Here is a 21,750-nt window from a genome sequence, read left to right on the forward strand (position 1 = left end):
CTGGCAAAATCGGCGGGCTTAACGGTCACCCGATCGCGCGATTTTTGTTTTAGATCATTTTTAAGTGTGATTTCGGTCACTTAACGCGTTTCCCACCATTAACGACTGGAGAGGCGAATGCCGGGAGCGTAAAATATCCCCATCGTTTATCTGGCACCCTGGGTGCAAATACAGAGGAAATCTACAATGAGTAAATGCAGTGCTGATGAAACCCCGGTTTGCTGCTGTATGGACGTTGGAACCATCATGGACAACTCCGATTGCACCGCGTCATACAGCCGCGTATTCGCTACCCGCGCAGAGGCTGAAGAGACGCTGGCGGCGTTAACCGAAAAAGCGCGTAGCGTGGAGTCTGAACCTTGCCAAATTACGCCAACCTTTACCGAGGAATCCGAAGGCGTTCGTCTGGATATTGATTTTGTTTTCGCCTGCGAAGCAGAAACGCTGATCTTCCAGCTCGGCCTGCGTTAATCCGTTCATTCACGACGCCTCCGTCATCATCTGGCGGAGGCGTTTTCTTTTTTTGTCGTTTCCCTTCACTGTGCCTTAGCTCCCACTTTCTTTTCTCTCTGCTTGGCTAAATGTAAAAAATTGGTTAAGACTGTGATCAGGTCAGACCACTAATTTATTTTTTTACAGGGGAGTACTATGCGTCAGGCTTTACCGTTGGTCACCCGTCAGGGCGATCGCATTGCTATTGTTAGTGGGTTACGAACCCCCTTCGCTCGTCAGGCCACTGCATTTCATGGTATTCCCGCTGTTGATCTCGGCAAGATGGTGGTAGGCGAGCTGCTGGCGCGCAGTGAAATTCCAGCCGATGCCATTGAGCAACTGGTTTTTGGTCAGGTAGTACAAATGCCGGAAGCCCCCAATATTGCGCGCGAAATTGTGCTGGGTACGGGAATGAATGTTCATACCGATGCCTATAGCGTAAGCCGCGCCTGCGCCACCAGTTTTCAGGCGGTAGCGAATGTGGCGGAAAGCCTGATGGCCGGCACGATACGCGCGGGTATCGCTGGCGGCGCAGATTCGTCGTCGGTACTGCCAATAGGCGTGAGTAAAGCCCTGGCGCGGGTACTGGTTGATGTCAATAAAGCCCGGACGACCCGCCAACGGCTGACGCTTTTTTCTCGTCTGCGCTTACGCGACCTGCTGCCCGTTCCTCCCGCCGTTGCTGAGTATTCCACCGGTCTGCGCATGGGCGATACCGCCGAACAGATGGCGAAAACGTATGGTATTACGCGTGAACAGCAGGACGCGCTGGCGCATCGTTCACATCAGCGCGCCGCGCAGGCATGGGCGGAGGGCAAACTGGCGGAAGAAGTGATGACGACCTATGTGCCGCCGTATAAAAACCCCTTTACAGAAGACAACAACATTCGCGGCACCTCCACGCTGGCGGACTACGCTAAACTGCGTCCCGCTTTTGACCGAAAACATGGCTCCGTAACCGCCGCCAACAGTACACCGCTGACCGACGGCGCTGCCGCCGTTATTCTGATGACCGAATCCCGCGCTAAAGAGCTGGGGCTGCGCCCGCTTGGTTATCTGCGCAGCTACGCCTTTACCGCTATTGATGTCTGGCAGGACATGCTATTGGGGCCGGCCTGGTCAACGCCGCTGGCGCTGGAGCGGGCCGGGTTGACGATGGCCGATCTGACGCTTTTTGACATGCATGAAGCGTTTGCCGCCCAGACTCTGGCGAACTTACAACTGCTGGGCAGCGAACGATTTGCCCGTGAGGTGCTTGGTCGTGCGCAGGCGACAGGGGAGGTGGATGACGCTAAATTCAACGTGCTCGGCGGCTCAATCGCCTACGGGCATCCTTTTGCCGCAACGGGCGCGCGGATGATAACCCAAACGTTGCATGAATTACGGCGTCGGGGCGGAGGTTTTGGCCTGGTCACGGCCTGCGCGGCTGGCGGTCTTGGCGCGGCGATGGTTCTGGAGGCGGAATAATGACTACCACATCAGCTTTTATGCTTAACGTGCGTCTGGATAATGTCGCGGTTGTCGCTATTGATGTCCCTGGAGAAAAGGTGAACACCCTGAAAGCGGAGTTTGCCGCGCAGGTACGCGCCATCCTGAAGCAGATCCGGGAAAATAAAGCGTTGCAGGGCGTTGTTTTTATCTCAGCCAAAGCAGATAACTTTATTGCTGGCGCTGATATCAACATGATAGGTCACTGCCAAAACGCGCAGGAAGCGGAAACGCTGGCGCGTCAGGGGCAACAACTGATGGCGGAGATCCAGGCGTTGCCTGTTCCGGTTATCGCCGCCATTCACGGCGCCTGCCTGGGGGGCGGTCTTGAAATGGCGCTGGCCTGCCATCGGCGCATCTGTACCGATGACGTTAAAACCGTTCTCGGACTGCCGGAGGTACAGTTAGGGCTTTTACCGGGATCGGGCGGAACGCAGCGTCTTCCACGGCTGGTGGGGGTCAGTACCGCGCTGGATATGATCCTGACAGGTAAACAGCTTCGCGCCAGACAGGCGCTTAAAGCCGGGCTGGTTGATGATGTGGTGCCGCAAACCATTTTACTGGAAGCGGCTGTCGAGCTGGCTAAAAAAGAACGTCTGGCGCAGCGGACATTACCGGTCCGGGAACGTATCCTGGCGGGGCCGTTGGGACGCGCGCTGTTATTTCGCCTGGTGCGTAAAAAGACGGCGCAAAAAACGCAGGGTAATTATCCGGCGACGGAGCGGATCATTGATGTGATTGAAACTGGACTGGCGCAGGGCAGCAGTAGCGGCTATGACGCGGAAGCGCGCGCTTTCGGCGAGCTGGCGATGACGCCTCAATCGCAGGCGCTGCGCGCTATTTTCTTTGCCAGTACCAAGGTGAAAAAAGATCCTGGTAGCGATGCGCCGCCCGGCCCGCTGAACAGCGTGGGCATCTTAGGCGGCGGGTTAATGGGCGGCGGTATCGCCTGGGTTACGGCCTGTAAAGGCGGCTTGCCAGTACGAATTAAGGATATAAATACTCAGGGGATCAATCATGCTCTGAAGTACAGCTGGGATCTGCTTGAAACAAAAGTACGCCGCCGCCATATCAAAGCCAGCGAACGCGATAAACAGTTGGCGTTGATATCAGGTTCGACCGATTACCGTGGTTTCAGTCATCGTGATCTGGTCATTGAAGCGGTGTTTGAAGATCTGCCGTTAAAACAACAGATGGTGGCGGAAGTGGAGCAAAATTGCGCTGCTCACACCATTTTTGCCTCCAATACTTCTTCCCTGCCGATTGGCGATATTGCGGCGAATGCGGCCAGACCGGAACAGGTGATTGGATTGCACTTTTTTAGCCCGGTCGAAAAAATGCCGCTGGTTGAGGTTATTCCTCATGCGTCTACTTCCGCGCAGACCATCGCCACGACCGTTAAGCTGGCGAAAAAACAGGGTAAAACCCCGATAGTCGTCAGTGATAAAGCCGGGTTTTATGTTAACCGAATTCTTGCGCCGTATATCAATGAGGCGATTCGGATGCTGACTGAAGGCGAACGCGTCGAACATATTGACGCCGCCCTGGTAAAATTTGGTTTTCCGGTGGGGCCAATCCAACTTTTGGATGAGGTAGGAATCGACACGGGCACTAAAATTATTCCTGTGCTTGAGGCGGCGTATGGAGAACGTTTTAGCGCACCTGCAAATGTTGTCGCTTCAATTTTGAATGACGATCGCAAAGGTAGAAAAAATGGTCGCGGTTTCTATCTTTATGGCGAAAAAGGGCGTAAAAGCAAAAAACAGGTTGACCCTGCTATTTATAAGCTTATTGGCGTGCAAGGGCAGAGTCGACTGTCTGCGCAGCAGGTGGCAGAGCGCTGTGTCATGTTAATGCTTAACGAAGCGGCGCGCTGTTTCGACGAAAAAGTGATTCGCAGCGCGCGCGATGGCGATATTGGCGCCGTGTTTGGTATCGGTTTTCCGCCGTTTCTCGGTGGCCCGTTCCGCTATATGGATGCTCTCGGGCCGGGTGAAATGGTGGCGACATTACAGCGCCTGGCCGCACTTTACGGTCCTCGTTACGCGCCTTGTGAACAATTAGTGCGCATGGCGGAGCGCAGGGAGCATTTCTGGACGAATGGGGAAACTGACCAGGGAAATTGAGGTCAAAGAGAATATGAATCCGCACTGAATGCCTCCTTAGTGGCGAAATAATAATCAAGGATTGACTATACTTACGCCATTGAGGTAAAAAACAGCGTTTCATTCAGTGAATAGATAAGGCACAATGCCGGCCACCGCATTTTTGCCGCAGCCAATAGGGGCATGTGGTAAGCGTGTTGGTGAAACTGGTTAACAAAAGCGGTGCAATATGCAAGTTTTTATCATGCGTCACGGCGACGCAGCCCTCGATGCCGCCAGTGATTCGGTTCGTCCCTTGACCCCTTGTGGGTGTGACGAGTCTCGCCTGATGGCGAACTGGCTGAAAGGTCAAAAAGTGGATATCGAACGTGTTCTGGTGAGTCCGTTTCTTCGGGCCGAACAGACGTTAGATGTGGTCGGCGATTGTATGAATCTGCCGGCTCAGGTGGATGTCCTGCCGGAGCTAACGCCCTGTGGCGATGTCGGTCTGGTCAGCGCCTACCTCCAGGCGCTGGCCAATGAAGAGATCGGATCGGTGCTGGTGATTTCTCACTTACCTCTGGTCGGATACCTGGTATCTGAGCTTTGTCCGGGCGAAACGCCGCCGATGTTCACGACGTCCGCAATTGCCAACGTTACGCTTGATGAAAGCGGCAAGGGGACATTCAACTGGCAAATGAGTCCCTGCAATCTGAAAATGGCGAAAGCGATTTAATCTTTGCTGCTTGATGGCGCTTCGCTTATCAGGCCTACGACAGCGTTGGCTGTTCGTAGGCTGGATAAGGCGCTTGCGCCGCCATCCGGCAATTCTGCATCAGGGTAATTCGGGCGGTTGCCACTCTTCCACTTCAATCAACACCAGCAGCGCGGCGTCGCCGCCGTACTCTTTCGGCGCCTGATGAAAGGCCATCACATGCGGATGCTGCGCCAGCCATAACGGCGTTTGCTGTTTCAGAATATGTTTACCGTGTCCATGCATGACGCAGGCGCAAAAAATATGTTCCCGACGGCAGGCGGCAATCAGCGCTCCCAGTTCCTGCTTGGCCTGAAGCTGCGTTAAGCCGTGTAAATCCAGAAACAGTTCCGGCGAATAGTCGCCGCGGCGCATTTTTTTTAGCTCGAAATGGCTGACATCTTCACGGACATACTTTACCGGCCCTTCCGTATTGAGCAGCGGCTGGAACTCATCAGAAAAATAGTGGCTGGCGTCCGCCTGTTCCTGAATTAACCTTCGGGTAGGGACTTCCGTGATTTTCTTGCGCAGCGGCCGATGGACGATAGTATCCTGTTTAATCTTTCGGGTGCCGACCATCAGCTGACGGAACAGCGCCTGGTCCTCCTCGCTGAGCGATGTTTTCTTTTTCATTCGTGGGTCTCGTCTGATCTTTTGCCTTAGTTTACCCGACCCGGAGGATATCCGAACGGTCAAAACGGATTTTTCGTATTCTCCCGCCGCGTCAATGCTGATTTATCCCTGTCTTCGTGGCAAACTAGCCGCCGAATTTAATGCGAGCATGCCCTGGAGGAATACGTGGATAAAATTTTCGTCGATGAAGCAGTAAGTGAACTGCATACCATTCAGGACATGTTGCGCTGGGCGGTAAGCCGCTTTAGCGCGGCGAATATCTGGTATGGACACGGTACCGATAACCCGTGGGATGAAGCGGTACAACTGGTGTTGCCTTCTCTTTATCTGCCGCTGGATATTCCGGAAGATATGCGGACCGCGCGGCTGACGTCCAGCGAAAAACACCGCATTGTTGAGCGAGTGATTCGTCGCATTAACGAGCGTATCCCGGTCGCCTACCTGACCAATAGAGCCTGGTTCTGCGGCCACGAATTTTATGTCGATGAGCGCGTGCTGGTGCCGCGTTCGCCCATTGGCGAGCTGATTAATAACCACTTCGCCGGCCTTATTAGCCAACAGCCGAAATATATTCTGGATATGTGTACCGGCAGCGGCTGCATCGCCATCGCCTGTGCTTATGCTTTCCCGGACGCAGAGGTTGATGCGGTCGATATTTCGCCGGATGCGCTGGCTGTCGCCGAGCATAACATTGAAGAACACGGTCTTATCCATCACGTGACGCCAATCCGTTCCGATCTGTTCCGCGATCTGCCGAAAGTTCAGTACGATCTGATAGTCACTAACCCGCCCTATGTCGATGCGGAGGATATGTCCGATCTGCCGAACGAATATCGCCACGAACCTGAGCTGGGGCTGGCGTCCGGCACTGACGGCCTCAAATTGACCCGTCGTATCCTGGGAAATGCGCCGGATTATCTGTCCGATGATGGCGTTCTGATTTGTGAAGTCGGAAACAGCATGGTACATCTGATGGAGCAGTATCCGGATGTGCCGTTCACCTGGCTGGAGTTTGACAACGGCGGCGATGGCGTTTTTATGTTGACCAAAGCGCAGTTGCTCGCGGCCCGTGAACATTTCAACATTTATAAAGATTAAAACACGCAAACGACAACAACGATAACGGAGCCGTGATGGCAGGAAACACAATTGGACAACTCTTTCGCGTAACCACTTTCGGCGAATCACACGGGCTGGCGCTTGGGTGTATCGTCGATGGCGTGCCGCCCGGCATCCCGTTGACGGAGGCCGATCTGCAACACGATCTCGACAGACGCCGCCCCGGCACCTCGCGCTATACTACCCAGCGCCGCGAACCGGATCAGGTAAAAATTCTCTCCGGCGTGTTTGATGGCGTGACGACCGGCACCAGCATTGGCCTGCTGATTGAAAACACCGATCAGCGCTCGCAGGACTACAGCGCGATTAAAGATGTTTTTCGTCCGGGACACGCGGATTACACCTATGAGCAGAAATACGGCCTGCGCGATTACCGTGGTGGTGGACGTTCTTCCGCGCGTGAAACCGCGATGCGCGTAGCGGCAGGGGCGATCGCCAAGAAATACCTGGCGGAAAAGTTCGGCATCGAAATCCGCGGCTGCCTGACCCAGATGGGCGACATTCCGCTGGAGATTAAAGACTGGCGTCAGGTTGAGCTTAATCCGTTCTTTTGCCCCGATGCGGACAAACTTGACGCGCTGGACGAACTGATGCGCGCGCTGAAAAAAGAGGGTGACTCCATCGGCGCGAAAGTGACGGTGATGGCGAGCGGCGTGCCGGCAGGGCTTGGCGAACCGGTATTTGACCGACTGGATGCGGACATCGCCCATGCGCTGATGAGCATCAATGCGGTGAAAGGCGTGGAGATCGGCGAAGGATTTAACGTAGTGGCGCTGCGCGGCAGCCAGAATCGCGATGAAATCACGGCGCAGGGTTTTCAGAGCAACCACGCTGGCGGCATCCTCGGTGGCATCAGTAGCGGGCAACACATTGTGGCGCATATGGCGCTGAAACCTACCTCCAGCATTACCGTGCCGGGACGTACGATCAACCGGGCGGGTGAAGAAGTCGAAATGATCACCAAAGGGCGCCACGATCCGTGTGTGGGGATTCGCGCAGTGCCGATCGCAGAAGCCATGCTGGCGATCGTGCTGATGGATCACCTGCTGCGCCATCGGGCACAGAATGCGGATGTAAAGACAGAGATTCCACGCTGGTAAGAAATGAAAAAAACCGCGATTGCGCTGCTGGCATGGTTTGTCAGTAGCGCCAGCCTGGCGGCGACGCCGTGGCAGAAAATAACCCATCCTGTCCCCGGCGCCGCCCAGTCTATCGGTAGCTTTGCCAACGGATGTATCATCGGCGCCGACACGTTGCCGGTACAGTCCGATAATTATCAGGTGATGCGCACCGATCAGCGCCGTTATTTCGGCCACCCGGATCTGGTCATGTTTATCCAGCGGTTGAGTCATCAGGCGCAGCAACGGGGGCTCGGAACCGTCCTGATAGGCGACATGGGGATGCCTGCCGGAGGCCGCTTTAATGGCGGACACGCCAGTCATCAGACCGGGCTTGATGTGGATATTTTCTTGCAGTTGCCGAAAACGCGCTGGAGCCAGGCGCAGCTATTGCGCCCGCAGGCGTTAGATCTGGTGTCCCGCGACGGTAAACACGTCGTGCCGTCGCGCTGGTCGTCGGATATCGCCAGCCTGATCAAACTGGCGGCACAAGACAATGACGTCACCCGTATTTTCGTCAATCCGGCCATTAAACAACAGCTTTGCCTCGATGCCGGAAGCGATCGTGACTGGCTACGTAAAGTACGCCCCTGGTTCCAGCATCGCGCGCATATGCACGTGCGTTTACGCTGCCCTGCCGACAGCCTGGAGTGCGAAGATCAACCTTTACCCCCGCCGGGCGATGGATGCGGCGCTGAACTGCAAAGCTGGTTCGAACCGCCAAAACCTGGCACCACAAAGCCTGAGAAGAAGACACCGCCGCCGTTGCCGCCTTCCTGCCAGGCGCTACTGGATGAGCATGTACTCTGATGGACAATTTTTATGATCTGTTTATGGTCTCCCCGCTACTGCTGGTAGTGCTGTTTTTTGTCGCCGTACTGGCAGGATTTATCGATTCTATCGCCGGGGGCGGAGGGCTGCTCACTATCCCTGCGCTGATGGCCGCCGGGATGTCGCCGGCAAACGCGCTGGCGACCAATAAATTACAGGCGTGCGGCGGCTCCCTCTCGTCTTCGCTCTATTTTATTCGCCGTAAGGTGGTAAACCTGGCCGAGCAAAAGCTCAATATTCTGATGACGTTCATTGGCTCGATGAGCGGCGCGCTGCTGGTGCAGCACGTGCAGGCGGATATTTTGCGCCAGATCTTGCCTATCCTGGTGATTTTCATCGGCCTCTATTTTTTATTGATGCCGAAGCTGGGCGAGGAAGATCGCCAGCGCCGCCTGTATGGATTACCGTTCGCGCTGATAGCCGGGGGATGCGTCGGGTTTTACGACGGCTTTTTCGGGCCTGCCGCCGGGTCGTTTTACGCTCTGGCGTTTGTCACCTTATGTGGCTATAACCTGGCGAAATCCACGGCACATGCCAAAGTGCTTAACGCTACTTCCAACGTTGGCGGCCTGCTGTTATTTATCATCGGCGGCAAAGTGATCTGGGCGACGGGCTTCGTGATGCTGGTTGGTCAGTTTTTAGGGGCGCGAATGGGGTCGCGTCTGGTGTTGAGCAAAGGCCAAAAGCTTATCAGACCGATGATCGTTATTGTCTCGGCGGTAATGAGCGCCAGGTTACTTTATGATAGCCACGGACAGGAGATCCTCCACTGGTTGGGGATGAATTAATGAACAATACGCACCATTACGAACAGTTAATTGAGATTTTTAACGGCTGCTTTGCCGAAGAATTTAATACCCGTCTGATTAAAGGCGACGACGAACCGATCTATCTTCCTGCTGACGCGCAGGTACCGTACCACCGCATCATCTTTGCGCATGGGTTTTACGCCAGCGCGCTGCATGAGATTTCTCACTGGTGTATCGCCGGTAAGGCGCGCCGCGAACTGGTTGACTTTGGTTACTGGTACTGCCCGGACGGACGCGACGCGCAGATCCAAAGTCAATTCGAAGACGTTGAGGTGAAGCCACAGGCTTTCGACTGGTTGTTTTGCGTGGCGGCGGGGTATCCCTTTAACGTCAGTTGCGACAATCTGGAAGGCGATATTGAGCCGGATCGCGTGGCGTTTCAGCGCCGGGTTCATGCGCAGGTAATGGCGTATCTGGAGCAGGGCATTCCTGAACGTCCGGCCCGCTTCATCAAAGCGCTACAGAATTACTATCACACGCCCGAACTTAAGGCGGAACAGTTCCCGTGGCCGGAAGCGCTTAATTAAAGCCAGCGCCACGTTTACAATGAGGAAAGAAGATGATCGCGGAGTTTGAATCACGCATTCTGGCATTAATTGACGATATGGTAGAGCACGCCAGCGACGATGAGCTTTTTGCCAGTGGATACCTGCGTGGCCACCTGACGTTAGCCATTGCCGAGCTGGAGAGCGGTGATGACCACTCCGTTGAGGCGGTCTATGCCAACGTTAGCCAAAGTCTGGAGAAAGCGATCGGCGCCGGCGAACTGTCGCCGCGCGATCAGGCGTTAGTCAAAGCGATGTGGGACAATTTGTTCGACAAGGCAAAACAATAACGCCGTGGGCCGGAAGGCGACGCTTGCCGCCTTCCGCTATTGACTGACCCATTACTTCACCGCTTTTCCCTTCAATAACTTTCTCACCCATAACCGATTCGGATTTAACGCCGCCAGCGTACCGGCATCCAGTGGAATCGGCTCGTTACTCATCTGCGCCGCCAGAATTTCTGCGCATAATGGCGCTGAGCACAAACCACGCGATCCCAGTGCGCCAAGCACAAATAAACCCGGATACACAGGCGCAGGCGCCGCCGACGTTTTGTTATCGGCTAAATCGGCGTAATGCGTCAGCGTGGCGTGGTAATCCGGGACATTGCCCACCATCGGCAGATGGTCGCGGGTGGCGCAACGCACGCCGCAACGGGCGCTGTTGCCGCTAACGTCAACCTCTGTGGCCCATTTCGCATCCGGAAAACAGTCAAGCAGACGCTGTCGGTTCTGACGCTGATCTTCTTCGCGCCAGACGGTGCTTTCGTCGCCCCGGTGATAGCTGGCGCCAATACAGTGCTGCTGATTATGCGGATTTTGCGGCGTCAGATAGCCGTCGTAGCATAACACCTGACGCAACGCCGAGAGAGCGGGGGTGGTGGGAATATGACTGACCTGCCCCCCGACGGCATACACCGGCAGCGGCCGGGTCTGATCAAAACGGTTAATCTGATGGCCGTTCGCCAGGACGACGGTCTCATGGCTGGCGGTTTCACCTGACATAAAGCGCAGTTGCCAGCGCGACTCCTGCGCAACGAGCGACGTGAGCGTATGGCGAAAGCGCGTTTGTAAACCCTGTTCGGTCGCCAGTGCGATGACTGCGCGAGTTAATTGTTCCGGGCATAGCCAGCCGCCTGCCGGATAGGTAATTCCTCCGCAGCGTGTCGTCACGCCAACCGCCTGTTCCGCCTCTTCGGCATTGAGCGCCGAGGCCAGTTCGGCGGGCAGCGCCAGGGACAGCATCTGGGCAATTTTCTGCTGGCTTTTCTCATCCCATCCGAGCTGTGTCACGCCGCACCAGTCATGATCAAAAGAGACGGGCAGGGCATCATACAGGCGACGGGCAAAGGTGAATGCGGTCGGGAAAAAGCGATTAATGGCGGCGTCATGTTTGCTAAGGAGTGGATAAAGCGCACCCTGTCGATTACCGGAGGCGCCCTGGGTGGGCTGGTCGTCCGCGCAATAGAGCGTCACCTGCCAGCCGCGACGCAGTAACGCCAGTGATAACAGCGCGCTGGCGATGCCGCCGCCAATGATCGCCGTTTCACGTTTTTCGCTTCCGCTGCGGTAAAACCAGGGCGCGGAAAGGGTCGGCATGAGGTGTTGTTCCATCACTCCGCAAAGCATCTCGCGTTTACGTCCGAAGCCTTTGCGTTTTTGCATGGTAAAACCGGCTTCCTGTAATCCCCGACGAACGAAGCCCGCCGAGGTAAACGTCGCCAGCGTTGCGCCGGGCCGCGCCAGCCGCGCCATCGCGTTAAACAGGTTTGGCGTCCACATATCCGGATTTTTAGCCGGGGCAAAACCGTCGAGGAACCAGGCGTCGACTGTTTGATTCAGCGTGGCGTCCAGTTGGTCGGTCAGCTCATTAATATCGCCAAACCACAAATCCAGCGTCACCCGGCTCCGATCCAGCAATAGTCGGTGGCACCCCGGGAGCGGCAGCGGCCATTGCGCCTGCAGCTGCTCTGCCCAGGGCGCGAGCTCCGGCCAGTGTTGGTGCGCCAGCGCCAGATCGTCGCGCGTTAACGGGAATTTCTCAAAACTGATGAAATGTAACCTTTGCAGCGTCGCCTGTGGGTGCGCAGAACGAAAGCTGTCAAACGCCTGCCACAGCGTCAGGAAGTTGAGTCCGGTGCCAAAACCGCTTTCCGCGACTATAAATAATGGATGTGAATGTACGGGAAATCGCTCCGCAAGACGATTGCCGCCAAGAAAAACGTAGCGTGTCTCTTCGAGTCCATTGTCATTAGAAAAATAGACATCATCAAAATCTCGGGAAACAGGTGTACCCTCAGCGTTAAATTCGAGTGTGGCGGGTTGTATGGCGTATTGTTTCACGTAAGTTACTCGTCTGACGAGCGGTATCGCGATCTTAACGATGTGTGCCTGATGGCGCAAATTTCCGTACTAAATGGCTGATCGGACTTGTTCGGCGTACAAGTGTACGCTATTGTGCCAATCGAAACTTAAAAATAGTGCGAATTACAGAGGTATTGAATGAAACGTGCAGTGATTACTGGCCTGGGCATCGTTTCCAGCATCGGTAATAACCAGCAGGAAGTCCTGGCATCTCTGCGTGAAGGACGTTCAGGGATCACTTTCTCTCAGGAGCTGAAGGACGCCGGCATGCGTAGCCAGGTATGGGGCAACGTAAAACTGGATACCACTGGCCTCATTGACCGCAAAGTCGTGCGCTTTATGAGCGACGCCTCCATCTATGCTTATCTGTCTATGGAGCAGGCAGTAGCCGACGCCGGTCTGGCGCCGGAAGTCTATCAGAATAACCCGCGTGTCGGCCTGATTGCAGGTTCCGGCGGCGGCTCCCCGAAATTCCAGGTCTTTGGCGCAGACGCCATGCGTAGCCCGCGTGGTCTGAAAGCCGTGGGCCCGTATGTGGTGACGAAAGCAATGGCATCCGGCGTTTCCGCCTGCCTCGCTACGCCGTTTAAAATTTATGGCGTGAACTACTCCATTAGCTCCGCTTGCGCGACCTCCGCACACTGTATCGGCAATGCGGTTGAACAGATCCAACTGGGCAAACAGGACATCGTTTTTGCTGGCGGCGGCGAAGAGCTGTGCTGGGAAATGGCCTGTGAGTTCGACGCGATGGGGGCACTGTCCACCAAATATAACGATACGCCTGAAAAAGCGTCCCGTACCTATGATGCGCACCGTGATGGGTTTGTCATCGCGGGTGGTGGCGGTATGGTTGTTGTCGAAGAGCTGGAGCACGCTCTGGCGCGCGGCGCGCATATCTATGCGGAAATCGTCGGCTATGGCGCAACATCCGATGGCGCAGACATGGTTGCTCCGTCTGGTGAAGGCGCAGTACGTTGCATGCAGATGGCGATGCACGGCGTAGACACGCCGATCGACTACCTGAACTCTCACGGTACCTCTACTCCGGTAGGCGACGTGAAAGAACTCGGTGCAATCCGTGAAGTGTTTGGCGATAACAGCCCGGCTATCTCCGCGACCAAAGCGATGACCGGCCACTCGCTGGGTGCCGCAGGCGTGCAGGAAGCTATCTACTCTCTGCTGATGCTGGAGCACGGTTTTATCGCGCCGAGTATCAACATCGAAGAGCTGGATGAGCAGGCTGCGGGTCTGGACATCGTGACCGAAACGACCGAGCGTGAACTGACTACTGTAATGTCTAACAGCTTCGGTTTTGGCGGCACCAACGCCACGCTGGTGATGCGTAAGTTGTAAGCCTGACTATTACGTTGTAGTATCAATAATGAAACAGGTCGCTAATGCGACCTGTTTTTTCATTCAGGGAACAACAAATTATATGGATATTCTATAAATGCCAACTAATACATTAGATAAAATTAGGCATAGTTTGAGTTGTGTGGCTGTTTTATTTGGTTTGCTTGGCATTTTTGTTTTTGCCTCATTTTCGCCTTCCTATGCCTGGCTTTATTTGGGAGGTCTGGCTGCGCCTTTTATATATAGTATTGTTTTTGTCTATGCGATTGCCGCCTGGAGTATTTATTCAAAGTATTACCCGTTTTTATCATTGGTCCGCTTATCATTTGTGGAATGTTTTTTTCCGGCGCTGGCCCTGGTGTGCCTTACCGTTCTCTACAATGCTTTTAGTGGCCCGGAACCCTGGATGGCCGAGTTATCAAGGCAATTTTTTCTTCATAAATTTCTTAACACGCTGGCGATGTGCTTTCTGGCTCCTGTGGCGGAGGAAATTATATTCAGATGGTTTTTATTAAACAGCAGTATCGGTTGGGGTCGGTACTCAAGAGTTTCCGGTATTATTATTACCTCACTCGCTTTTGCAATTATGCATACACAATATCTCTTTGCGGTGACTTTTGTTTATCTGTTTGTTTTTTCATCGATATTATGCGTTGTTCGAATGAGAAGTCGAGGGTTAATGATACCGATAATACTTCATATTTTAAATAATGCCTGGGTTATTTTCGGCTTACTGTTTTCAGCGACGGAATAAGCGCCTGATGCAAGAGGCGCTTTAACCTCTCCGGTACGAACAAGAGACCGATGGCGGTTCCCTTTTTTAATGCTTCTTATATTCCGGCGCGACTTTCGCTGACCAGGCCTCAGCCTGGGTGATGGCGCCTGCGTCATAAATCGGCTGTTCATAACCCCTGTCAGCATCCCGAACGCGGTAAATTTTCCAGCGTCCCTCTTCCCAACGGGTATAAACTTCCAGGTGGATGGGCGTTGACTCTGTAGCCAACAGAACATCCACTTTTTCTCCGCCGAGGAAAGGGTGTGCCTTCCCAACCCGTAACTGTGGAATCCACTCTGGCGCATAGTCCTGCGCATACATAAAATAATCTGCCTCCACAATCTCCTGTTCATAAAGGGACTGTATTAGCGCCAGGCGATGAATAACCTCTTTGGCAACGTAACGTTGCATTAAGGCGGTGGTGTCGTCAGGGGGATTCACATCGTTCGTGAACGTCGTCATCCATGAGGTATAGAACTGCTTCACGGCCTGCGTACTGTCGTGATGAGGCGTGGAGCAACTACAAAGCAACAGGATAAGCGCGACAAGGGAGAACGTTTTCATTAATTCTTCCTGTAGATGGTATATGAGGGCCTGGCTGCCCGGTAGCCCGGGCCGGCCCACATATCGCGTTGTTTAAAATCTGAATACCACTCTGCGCCATCGTATATCGCCATGTGACCGCTCGGGTTTCCGCCAGCGTAAGGTTGAATAATGATGACGTCACCCTCGCGCGGCATTTCATAGGTACCAATAGCGGTGAATCCGGCGCTTCTTAACATTGGGCCATAATCTTTCGCATGATATGTATGCCCCAGCGTGATACCGCCCGCCTGAATTGCCTTTCGGGTAAATTCCGCACACCGGCCTTGAGAATGAGAACCTGCATGCGTTTTGGCATAATTAACCGCCATTCTTTTATCCCAACTCATAATGATTCCTGTTAATAAAATACGTAATAGCAATGACGTAATGCTTTAACAGTATTTGATTCGGGAAGCATGACAGATAGTGCTATTACTATTTTCAATATAATAAGTTTAAATATTTATTAATTGTTGAGATTGATAGGTTAAAGCCAATTTATTCAGCATTAACTATTATTCTGCGATATCGGCATCATTTTTTATTTGCATATCGCCATAGCGCGACGGCCAGATCTCCTGCGGCGTGATGCCCAGCGCGTCCGCAATAATTCGTTCAGCTCTCGGCCAGGAACGGGTAAAGACATTGCGCAGTGAATCAGGTGATAAACCGGCCTGACGAGAAAGATCTCTGAGCGTAATACCTCTTTTTTCAAGTGCACTTTTAATATCTGCACGATGCCAGTCTTGGCTTTTTGGTTCCATTCTGTAATCCTAAGAAGATGTGTTATCGGCACCGATATTTTTAAGGTAAAAATTAGCGCGAGAAAAAGAAAGTTACTTTCTTTTTCACTCTGAGAATAGTGCCAGAAAGAAAGCAAAATTTCGCGAAAAAGAAGAAATATTTTTATTTCATCAGGGGAAAGGAAAGAAACCGATGGCAAAGGAATGGTTCACGGTTAAGGAATGTCTTGGCTTACCGGGGTTTCCGGGAAGCGAGCCTGCGGTTCGCGAACGTTTGTATAAGTACAGTGAAGGGAAAGAGGGTGTCAGGCGTAAGCGTGTTAAATCAAAGGCCGAGGAGTTTCATATATCTGTTTTCCCTCTTTATGTTCATCGTTATCTTGACGACAGTGGAGAGGAACCGACGCCAGAACCCATTTCCTTACAGGAAGCGGAGCCTGAAGATATCTGGGAGATGATGTTCAGGTTACTGACGCCAGAACAGCGCAAGCAGGTGACCGGACGCTTTAAGGTGAGAGGAATGAAAGCGGTCTTTCCCTTTCTGTTTGATGACACGCCGCCACGTTGATACCCTGGCTGCAATTTCAAGGTTGACAAGTTTCGCGTCTCACAGGCAGACTTCACTCTCTACATTATCCTTCCGATAATGCGTAAGCGTTTAACGTTATCCAACGCACCTTAATCCTGACGTTCAGGTAGAGGGGGGCGTGGCATTTCCCCGCCTTACTCTGCATTCTGGAGTAATGCATGACAGCCGTTAGCCAAAAAACAACGATCCCGTCTGCGAATTTTTCGCTGTTCCGCATCGCCTTTGCGGTTTTCCTGACCTATATGACGGTCGGCCTGCCGTTACCCGTCATCCCGCTTTTTGTCCATCACGAACTGGGCTATAGCAATACGATGGTTGGGATCGCCGTGGGCATTCAGTTTTTTGCGACGGTACTGACGCGTGGCTATGCCGGACGGCTGGCGGATCAATATGGCGCTAAACGATCGGCGTTACAGGGGATGTTTGCCTGCGGGCTGGCGGGCGCCGCCTGGCTCCTGGCCGCGCTGTTGCCGGTTTCCGCGCCGGTAAAATTCGCGCTGCTTATTGTCGGGCGTTTGATCCTCGGATTTGGCGAAAGCCAGCTGCTGACCGGAACCCTGACCTGGGGACTGGGGCTGGTTGGTCCAACGCGTTCCGGTAAGGTGATGTCGTGGAACGGAATGGCGATTTACGGCGCGCTGGCGGCCGGTGCGCCGTTGGGCTTGCTGATCCATAGCCACTTTGGCTTCGCGGCGCTGGCGGGAACTACGATGGTTTTACCGCTGCTGGCCTGGGCATTCAACGGCACCGTGCGTAAAGTGCCTGCGTATACGGGGGAGCGACCTTCACTGTGGAGCGTGGTCGGGCTTATCTGGAAACCGGGCCTGGGTCTGGCATTGCAGGGCGTGGGTTTTGCCGTCATCGGTACGTTTATTTCACTTTATTTTGTCAGCAATGGCTGGACGATGGCGGGATTCACCCTGACCGCGTTTGGCGGTACGTTTGTACTGATGCGCATATTGTTCGGTTGGATGCCGGACCGCTTTGGCGGCGTGAAGGTCGCCGTTGTCTCATTGCTGGTTGAGACGGCAGGACTGCTGCTCTTGTGGCTGGCGCCGACGGCCTGGATAGCGCTGGTAGGCGCGGCGCTCACCGGGGCAGGGTGTTCATTGATTTTCCCGGCGCTGGGCGTGGAGGTAGTGAAACGCGTACCTTCTCAGGTACGCGGTACGGCGCTCGGCGGCTACGCCGCGTTTCAGGATATCTCCTACGGCGTTACCGGCCCGCTGGCGGGCGTGCTGGCCACGTCATGCGGCTATCCTTCCGTATTCCTCGCGGGAGCGATCTCCGCGGTGGTTGGCATCCTGGTGACGATATTATCGTTCCGGCGTGGTTAAGAAACCAGCCAGAAAAGCGCCAGTACAATTATTAGCGCGATAAACAACAGGCCTGGTCGCGCAGACAGATTTTTCACGGTTTCAATCATCGGCGCGAACGGACGGTAGATGGGTTGAATAGAGAGCGGTTCCAGCTCATCAGTCTCCCGCTCTACGCGACGCAGGAAAATATGGTTAAGTAAATCCTGTACCTGTGCGGTGGTCAGCACCGTTTGCGGCTGAATTTGATAAGTGTGTTGGGCATACTCTTTGATCGCTGTGAGCTCGTCTGGCTCAAGCGGTTGTTTTAACGCAGCTTGCAGCGTATGTAGCGTAGGCGCGTGTTGTAGTGACAGCGTCTGCCGCGCCTGTAGCCATGTTGCCAGATGGGTAAACTGTTTTGCCGGAATGAGCTCGCCGCTTTTCACGCCGGAGAGTTCCAGCATTGATTGCCAGATAAGTTTGTTTGACTCGCCGGTCGCGGCTGCCAGCTTCGTCACCAACTGATTCAACGTATTATGTTCAGCAGGCAATAATGGTCGATCCGTTGCCGGACGTTGCTGCGGCTGCGGAATGGAAAGCTGCCCTTGTTGCAGGAGCGTCAGCACATTTTTGAGTTGATCGGGCGTAAGCTGGCTAAGCGCGGTTTGACCGTATTGCTGACGGATAAAATCGCTGACGGCCTGACGATTATTTCCGACGCCAAGCAGCTCTGTTAGCTGTAAAAGCACCTGACGATTGGCGTGATTTTGCTGCGCTACGCCCAGACGCTGGGTGAGATTCTGTTCAGCGGCGGGGAAGTGGCGCGACAGTAGCGGCGCGTCATTTTTTATCCCCAGATCGTGTTTCATTCCGGCCCATACTTCCGCGCTTTGCTGCTGGGTCAGTGAAATCAGGCGCGTGATCAGCCTTTCCAGTACCGTACGCTGTTGCATGGAAAGCGGCTGCTCGCTCGCAGCGGAAAGAGGATTACGCCCTTCGCCTGGAGGCTGTGCAGGGGCGCCGGAGATGGGATGCATAATTAATTATCCTTTAACCATAAATCTGAGCAATATATGCTTGGCGGCCAGATTATGGCACACTTGTCCGGTTAACTCTCGTTCTCAAACAGGTACGACAGTCGTGAAAATTCTCGTTGATGAAAATATGCCTTACGCCCGCGAATTATTTAGCCGCCTGGGTGAGGTAAAGGCAGTGCCGGGTCGCCCGATCCCCGTTGAAGAATTGAACCATGCCGATGCGTTAATGGTGCGTTCGGTCACGAAAGTGAATGAATCGCTGCTGAGCGGCACGCCGATTAACTTCGTTGGTACTGCTACGGCAGGCACCGATCATGTGGATGAGGCATGGCTGAAGCAGGCGGGCATCGGTTTTTCAGCCGCGCCCGGCTGTAATGCTATCGCCGTGGTGGAGTATGTGTTTTCCGCGCTGTTGATGCTGGCCGAACGTGACGGCTTTTCGTTACGCGATCGCACTATAGGGATTGTCGGCGTGGGTAACGTCGGAAGCCGGCTACAGACCAGGCTTGAAGCGTTGGGTATCCGCACGTTGCTGTGCGATCCGCCACGCGCCGCACGCGGGGACGAGGGTGATTTTCGTACGCTGGATGAGCTGGTGCAGGAAGCGGATGTCCTGACTTTCCATACGCCGCTCTATAAAGACGGACCGTACAAAACGCTGCATCTGGCCGATGAGACGCTGATCCGTCGACTGAAACCCGGCGCCATTCTCATTAACGCCTGCCGCGGCCCGGTGGTGGATAACGCCGCATTGCTGGCGCGACTCAATGCCGGGCAGCCGCTGAGCGTGGTGCTTGATGTGTGGGAGGGCGAACCGGATCTTAACGTCGCGCTACTGGAAGCCGTGGATATCGGCACGTCGCATATTGCCGGCTATACGCTGGAAGGCAAAGCGCGCGGCACCACCCAGGTCTTTGAGGCGTATAGCGCGTTTATCGGCCGCGAGCAGCGTGTCGCGCTGGAGACATTACTGCCTGCGCCTGAGTTTGGTCGTATTACGCTTCATGGCCCGCTGGATCAACCGACGCTGAAAAGACTGGCGCATTTGGTGTATGATGTGCGCCGCGACGATGCGCCACTGCGTAAAGTCGCTGGAATTCCGGGTGAATTTGATAAATTGCGTAAAAATTATCTTGAGCGCCGTGAATGGTCGTCTTTATACGTGATGTGTGACGACGAAACGGCAGCCGCCTTGCTGTGTAAGCTAGGTTTTAACGCTGTTCATCACCCGGCACATTAATGTCCTCTTAATGCTCCCTGTCGAATAATGCGACAGGGACGCTTATGTATTTCTGGAGTAAATCACCATGTCTGAAGGCTGGAACATTGCCATTCTGGGCGCAACGGGCGCCGTAGGCGAAGCCCTGCTTGAAACACTGGCTGAACGCCAGTTCCCGGTCGGTGAAATTTATGCGTTGGCGCGTCATGAAAGCGCGGGCGAGCACCTCCGTTTTGGTGGCAAGTCGGTCATTGTCCAGGATGCGGCGGACTTTGACTGGACGCAGGCGCAGTTGGCGTTTTTCGTTGCCGGCGCAGAGGCATCGGCTGCCTGGATAGACGACGCGACCAATGCAGGTTGCCTGGTGATAGATTCCAGCGGTCTGTTCGCGCTGGAGCCTGATGTGCCGCTGATCGTGCCGGAAGTTAACCCGTATGTACTGGCGGATTACCGTAACCGTAACGTGATTGCGGTCGCCGATAGTCTGACCAGTCAACTGCTGGCGGCGCTCAAGCCGTTAATCGATCAGGGGGGACTGTCGCGCATCGCCGTCACCAGTATGTTATCTGCGTCCGCACAGGGGAAAAAAGCGGTCGATGCGCTGGCTGGACAGAGTGCGAAGCTGCTTAACGGCATACCGATTGATGAAGATGATTTCTTTGGCCGCCAGTTAGCGTTCAATATGCTGCCGCTGCTGCCGGATCGTGAAGGCAGCGTGCGCCAGGAACGTCGTATCGTCGATGAAGTGCGTAAAATTTTGCAGGACGATGGCGTGATGATCTCCGCCAGTGTCGTGCAGTCGCCGGTGTTCTATGGCCATGCGCAGATGGTGAGCTTTGAAGCGCTCCGTCCGCTGGCGGCGGAAGAGGCGCGCGAGGCATTTTCCCGCGGTGAAGATATCGTACTGTCAGAAGAGACGGATTACCCGACGCAGGTGGGCGACGCTTCCGGCAATCCACAGCTCTCTATTGGCTGTGTGCATAATGATTACGGTATGCCGGAACAAATTCAGTTCTGGTCAGTGGCGGACAACGTGCGTTTCGGCGGCGCGCTGATGGCCGTTAAAATTGCGGAGAAGCTGGTGCAGGAGTATCTGTACTGATGTCCGGACAGCAATCATCGCCGGTCTATAAAATTGCGCTGGGTATTGAGTACGACGGCAGCAAGTATTATGGCTGGCAGCGTCAGAATGAAGTGCGCAGCGTGCAGGAAAAGCTGGAAAAAGCGCTCTCGCAGGTGGCAAATGAACCTATTAACGTGTTCTGCGCCGGGCGTACCGATGCCGGCGTTCACGGCACCGGGCAGGTTGTCCATTTCGAAACGACCGCATTGCGCAAAGATGCGGCATGGACGCTGGGGGTAAATGCGAATTTGCCTGGTGACATTGCCGTGCGCTGGGTGAAAACTGTACCGGATGATTTTCACGCGCGATTTAGCGCTACGGCTCGCCGTTATCGCTATATCATCTACAATCATCGACTGCGTCCTGCGGTATTAGCAAAAGGCGTGACGCATTACTATGAGCCGCTGGATGCAGAGCGGATGCATCGCGCGGCGCAGTGTCTGCTTGGCGAAAATGATTTTACCTCGTTTCGCGCGGTGCAGTGCCAGTCGCGCACGCCGTGGCGTAATGTGATGCACATCAACGTTACCCGCCACGGCCCTTATGTGGTGGTCGATATCAAAGCGAATGCCTTTGTTCATCATATGGTCAGGAATATTGTCGGCAGCCTGCTGGAAGTAGGCGCTCACAACCAGCCGGAGAGCTGGATCGCAGAGCTGTTAGCGGCCAGGGACAGAACGCTGGCGGCGGCAACGGCGAAGGCGGAGGGGCTATATTTGGTTGCGGTGGATTACCCTGACCGGTTTGACCTTCCAAAACCGCCAATGGGCCCGCTATTTCTGGCGGACTAAT

The 21,750-nt window shown here is 54.4% G+C and carries 23 protein-coding genes; 17 read left to right on the forward strand and 6 right to left on the reverse strand.

What is annotated here, in order from left to right:
* The first annotated feature begins 186 nt into the window (after positions 1-186).
* The 4 genes from ACLJRU_RS14560 to sixA all read left to right on the forward strand — a co-directional run bounded on the left by ACLJRU_RS14560 (position 187) and on the right by sixA (position 4,800).
* On the forward strand, positions 187-471 hold the full coding sequence (locus tag ACLJRU_RS14560) for a YfcZ/YiiS family protein (RefSeq protein ID WP_000030904.1): 285 nt from the start codon (positions 187-189) through the stop codon (positions 469-471).
* A 177-nt stretch (positions 472-648) separates the two neighbouring features.
* The gene (fadI, locus tag ACLJRU_RS14565; RefSeq protein WP_001540548.1) at positions 649-1,959 is read left to right on the forward strand and encodes an acetyl-CoA C-acyltransferase FadI; all 1,311 of its coding nucleotides are present in this window, start codon (positions 649-651) and stop codon (positions 1,957-1,959) included.
* The gene (gene fadJ / locus ACLJRU_RS14570) at positions 1,959-4,106 is read left to right on the forward strand and encodes a fatty acid oxidation complex subunit alpha FadJ (protein ID WP_001540547.1); all 2,148 of its coding nucleotides are present in this window, start codon (positions 1,959-1,961) and stop codon (positions 4,104-4,106) included. Before fadI ends, fadJ begins: the two co-directional genes overlap by 1 nt.
* Positions 4,107-4,314: 208 nt before the next feature.
* Positions 4,315-4,800: a phosphohistidine phosphatase SixA gene (sixA, locus tag ACLJRU_RS14575; RefSeq protein WP_001195800.1), complete on the forward strand. Its 486-nt coding sequence runs from the start codon at positions 4,315-4,317 to the stop codon at positions 4,798-4,800.
* A 99-nt stretch (positions 4,801-4,899) separates the two neighbouring features.
* Here sixA and smrB read toward each other — a convergent pair whose 3' ends face one another.
* Complete coding sequence (gene smrB / locus ACLJRU_RS14580) at positions 4,900-5,451, reverse strand: endonuclease SmrB (RefSeq protein WP_000730794.1); 552 nt, start codon at positions 5,449-5,451, stop codon at positions 4,900-4,902.
* A gap of 165 nt (positions 5,452-5,616) precedes the next feature.
* Here smrB and prmB point away from each other — a divergent pair, with 165 nt between their 5' ends.
* The 6 genes from prmB to ACLJRU_RS14610 are packed head-to-tail and all read left to right on the forward strand — an operon-like array spanning position 5,617 to position 10,163.
* On the forward strand, positions 5,617-6,549 hold the full coding sequence (prmB, locus tag ACLJRU_RS14585) for a 50S ribosomal protein L3 N(5)-glutamine methyltransferase (protein WP_001540546.1): 933 nt from the start codon (positions 5,617-5,619) through the stop codon (positions 6,547-6,549).
* 35 nt (positions 6,550-6,584) lie between these two features.
* Entirely contained in the window at positions 6,585-7,670 is a 1,086-nt protein-coding gene (gene aroC, locus ACLJRU_RS14590; protein ID WP_000918456.1) for a chorismate synthase, read from the forward strand.
* A 3-nt stretch (positions 7,671-7,673) separates the two neighbouring features.
* Positions 7,674-8,498, forward strand: a complete 825-nt coding sequence (gene mepA / locus ACLJRU_RS14595) for a penicillin-insensitive murein endopeptidase (RefSeq protein WP_000750429.1) — start codon at positions 7,674-7,676, stop codon at positions 8,496-8,498.
* Positions 8,498-9,307 carry a sulfite exporter TauE/SafE family protein gene (locus ACLJRU_RS14600; protein WP_000368599.1) on the forward strand — a complete coding sequence of 270 codons (810 nt, stop codon included), beginning with the start codon at positions 8,498-8,500 and terminating at the stop codon, positions 9,305-9,307. The genes mepA and ACLJRU_RS14600 overlap by 1 nt, the downstream gene beginning before the upstream one ends.
* The gene (locus tag ACLJRU_RS14605; protein WP_001540543.1) at positions 9,307-9,855 is read left to right on the forward strand and encodes an elongation factor P hydroxylase; all 549 of its coding nucleotides are present in this window, start codon (positions 9,307-9,309) and stop codon (positions 9,853-9,855) included. The genes ACLJRU_RS14600 and ACLJRU_RS14605 overlap by 1 nt, the downstream gene beginning before the upstream one ends.
* Before the next feature lie 32 nt (positions 9,856-9,887).
* Positions 9,888-10,163: a YfcL family protein gene (locus ACLJRU_RS14610; protein WP_000559749.1), complete on the forward strand. Its 276-nt coding sequence runs from the start codon at positions 9,888-9,890 to the stop codon at positions 10,161-10,163.
* 51 nt (positions 10,164-10,214) lie between these two features.
* Here ACLJRU_RS14610 and mnmC read toward each other — a convergent pair whose 3' ends face one another.
* Positions 10,215-12,215: a bifunctional tRNA (5-methylaminomethyl-2-thiouridine)(34)-methyltransferase MnmD/FAD-dependent 5-carboxymethylaminomethyl-2-thiouridine(34) oxidoreductase MnmC gene (gene mnmC / locus ACLJRU_RS14615; RefSeq protein WP_023235107.1), complete on the reverse strand. Its 2,001-nt coding sequence runs from the start codon at positions 12,213-12,215 to the stop codon at positions 10,215-10,217.
* A 159-nt stretch (positions 12,216-12,374) separates the two neighbouring features.
* Here mnmC and fabB point away from each other — a divergent pair, with 159 nt between their 5' ends.
* Together fabB and ACLJRU_RS14625 are read left to right on the forward strand one after the other, a co-directional pair.
* The gene (gene fabB / locus ACLJRU_RS14620) at positions 12,375-13,589 is read left to right on the forward strand and encodes a beta-ketoacyl-ACP synthase I (RefSeq protein WP_000817159.1); all 1,215 of its coding nucleotides are present in this window, start codon (positions 12,375-12,377) and stop codon (positions 13,587-13,589) included.
* 97 nt (positions 13,590-13,686) lie between these two features.
* A complete protein-coding gene (locus ACLJRU_RS14625) occupies positions 13,687-14,343 on the forward strand; it encodes a CPBP family intramembrane glutamic endopeptidase (RefSeq protein ID WP_001540541.1) in 657 nt (218 codons plus the stop codon).
* A 66-nt stretch (positions 14,344-14,409) separates the two neighbouring features.
* Here ACLJRU_RS14625 and ACLJRU_RS14630 read toward each other — a convergent pair whose 3' ends face one another.
* From ACLJRU_RS14630 to ACLJRU_RS14640, 3 genes are all read right to left on the reverse strand, one after another.
* Complete coding sequence (locus tag ACLJRU_RS14630) at positions 14,410-14,928, reverse strand: YbjP/YqhG family protein (RefSeq protein ID WP_001540540.1); 519 nt, start codon at positions 14,926-14,928, stop codon at positions 14,410-14,412.
* A complete protein-coding gene (locus ACLJRU_RS14635; protein ID WP_000118253.1) occupies positions 14,928-15,296 on the reverse strand; it encodes an NlpC/P60 family protein in 369 nt (122 codons plus the stop codon). Before ACLJRU_RS14635 ends, ACLJRU_RS14630 begins: the two co-directional genes overlap by 1 nt.
* A gap of 168 nt (positions 15,297-15,464) precedes the next feature.
* Positions 15,465-15,713: a transcriptional regulator gene (locus ACLJRU_RS14640; protein ID WP_000433427.1), complete on the reverse strand. Its 249-nt coding sequence runs from the start codon at positions 15,711-15,713 to the stop codon at positions 15,465-15,467.
* A 172-nt stretch (positions 15,714-15,885) separates the two neighbouring features.
* Between ACLJRU_RS14640 and ACLJRU_RS14645 the strand changes: the two genes are divergently transcribed.
* Complete coding sequence (locus tag ACLJRU_RS14645) at positions 15,886-16,260, forward strand: hypothetical protein (RefSeq protein ID WP_001051266.1); 375 nt, start codon at positions 15,886-15,888, stop codon at positions 16,258-16,260.
* 179 nt (positions 16,261-16,439) lie between these two features.
* Complete coding sequence (locus ACLJRU_RS14650) at positions 16,440-17,618, forward strand: MFS transporter (protein ID WP_001540539.1); 1,179 nt, start codon at positions 16,440-16,442, stop codon at positions 17,616-17,618.
* Here ACLJRU_RS14650 and flk read toward each other — a convergent pair.
* On the reverse strand, positions 17,615-18,616 hold the full coding sequence (flk, locus tag ACLJRU_RS14655; protein WP_023235105.1) for a flagella biosynthesis regulator Flk: 1,002 nt from the start codon (positions 18,614-18,616) through the stop codon (positions 17,615-17,617). The two genes, ACLJRU_RS14650 and flk, sit on opposite strands and share 4 nt — an antisense overlap.
* Positions 18,617-18,719: 103 nt before the next feature.
* Here flk and pdxB point away from each other — a divergent pair, with 103 nt between their 5' ends.
* The 3 genes from pdxB (at position 18,720) to truA (ending at position 21,749) form a co-directional block, all read left to right on the forward strand.
* The gene (gene pdxB / locus ACLJRU_RS14660) at positions 18,720-19,856 is read left to right on the forward strand and encodes a 4-phosphoerythronate dehydrogenase PdxB (RefSeq protein ID WP_000699178.1); all 1,137 of its coding nucleotides are present in this window, start codon (positions 18,720-18,722) and stop codon (positions 19,854-19,856) included.
* 67 nt (positions 19,857-19,923) lie between these two features.
* Entirely contained in the window at positions 19,924-20,937 is a 1,014-nt protein-coding gene (locus ACLJRU_RS14665) for an aspartate-semialdehyde dehydrogenase (RefSeq protein WP_001289136.1), read from the forward strand.
* The gene (truA, locus tag ACLJRU_RS14670) at positions 20,937-21,749 is read left to right on the forward strand and encodes a tRNA pseudouridine(38-40) synthase TruA (protein WP_000016631.1); all 813 of its coding nucleotides are present in this window, start codon (positions 20,937-20,939) and stop codon (positions 21,747-21,749) included. The genes ACLJRU_RS14665 and truA overlap by 1 nt, the downstream gene beginning before the upstream one ends.
* Position 21,750: the final 1 nt, after the last annotated feature.

The organism is Salmonella sp. SAL00653 (assembly GCF_046552515.1).
GTDB classification, from domain to species: domain Bacteria; phylum Pseudomonadota; class Gammaproteobacteria; order Enterobacterales; family Enterobacteriaceae; genus Salmonella; species Salmonella enterica.

Excerpts from the sequence above, each read along its gene's own strand:
- fadJ (WP_001540547.1), top strand. The coding sequence starts at position 1,959 with ATGACTACCACATCAGCTTTTATGCTTAACGTGCGTCTGGATAATGTC.
- ACLJRU_RS14610 (WP_000559749.1), top strand. The coding sequence starts at position 9,888 with ATGATCGCGGAGTTTGAATCACGCATTCTGGCATTAATTGACGATATG.
- ACLJRU_RS14560 (WP_000030904.1), top strand. The coding sequence starts at position 187 with ATGAGTAAATGCAGTGCTGATGAAACCCCGGTTTGCTGCTGTATGGAC.
- ACLJRU_RS14665 (WP_001289136.1), top strand. The coding sequence starts at position 19,924 with ATGTCTGAAGGCTGGAACATTGCCATTCTGGGCGCAACGGGCGCCGTA.
- ACLJRU_RS14645 (WP_001051266.1), top strand. The coding sequence starts at position 15,886 with ATGGCAAAGGAATGGTTCACGGTTAAGGAATGTCTTGGCTTACCGGGG.
- ACLJRU_RS14605 (WP_001540543.1), top strand. The coding sequence starts at position 9,307 with ATGAACAATACGCACCATTACGAACAGTTAATTGAGATTTTTAACGGC.
- truA (WP_000016631.1), top strand. The coding sequence starts at position 20,937 with ATGTCCGGACAGCAATCATCGCCGGTCTATAAAATTGCGCTGGGTATT.
- ACLJRU_RS14635 (WP_000118253.1), bottom strand. The coding sequence starts at position 15,296 with ATGAGTTGGGATAAAAGAATGGCGGTTAATTATGCCAAAACGCATGCA.
- ACLJRU_RS14650 (WP_001540539.1), top strand. The coding sequence starts at position 16,440 with ATGACAGCCGTTAGCCAAAAAACAACGATCCCGTCTGCGAATTTTTCG.
- smrB (WP_000730794.1), bottom strand. The coding sequence starts at position 5,451 with ATGAAAAAGAAAACATCGCTCAGCGAGGAGGACCAGGCGCTGTTCCGT.
- flk (WP_023235105.1), bottom strand. The coding sequence starts at position 18,616 with ATGCATCCCATCTCCGGCGCCCCTGCACAGCCTCCAGGCGAAGGGCGT.
- ACLJRU_RS14640 (WP_000433427.1), bottom strand. The coding sequence starts at position 15,713 with ATGGAACCAAAAAGCCAAGACTGGCATCGTGCAGATATTAAAAGTGCA.
- fabB (WP_000817159.1), top strand. The coding sequence starts at position 12,375 with ATGAAACGTGCAGTGATTACTGGCCTGGGCATCGTTTCCAGCATCGGT.
- mepA (WP_000750429.1), top strand. The coding sequence starts at position 7,674 with ATGAAAAAAACCGCGATTGCGCTGCTGGCATGGTTTGTCAGTAGCGCC.
- fadI (WP_001540548.1), top strand. The coding sequence starts at position 649 with ATGCGTCAGGCTTTACCGTTGGTCACCCGTCAGGGCGATCGCATTGCT.
- ACLJRU_RS14600 (WP_000368599.1), top strand. The coding sequence starts at position 8,498 with ATGGACAATTTTTATGATCTGTTTATGGTCTCCCCGCTACTGCTGGTA.
- sixA (WP_001195800.1), top strand. The coding sequence starts at position 4,315 with ATGCAAGTTTTTATCATGCGTCACGGCGACGCAGCCCTCGATGCCGCC.
- ACLJRU_RS14630 (WP_001540540.1), bottom strand. The coding sequence starts at position 14,928 with ATGAAAACGTTCTCCCTTGTCGCGCTTATCCTGTTGCTTTGTAGTTGC.
- ACLJRU_RS14625 (WP_001540541.1), top strand. The coding sequence starts at position 13,687 with ATGCCAACTAATACATTAGATAAAATTAGGCATAGTTTGAGTTGTGTG.
- aroC (WP_000918456.1), top strand. The coding sequence starts at position 6,585 with ATGGCAGGAAACACAATTGGACAACTCTTTCGCGTAACCACTTTCGGC.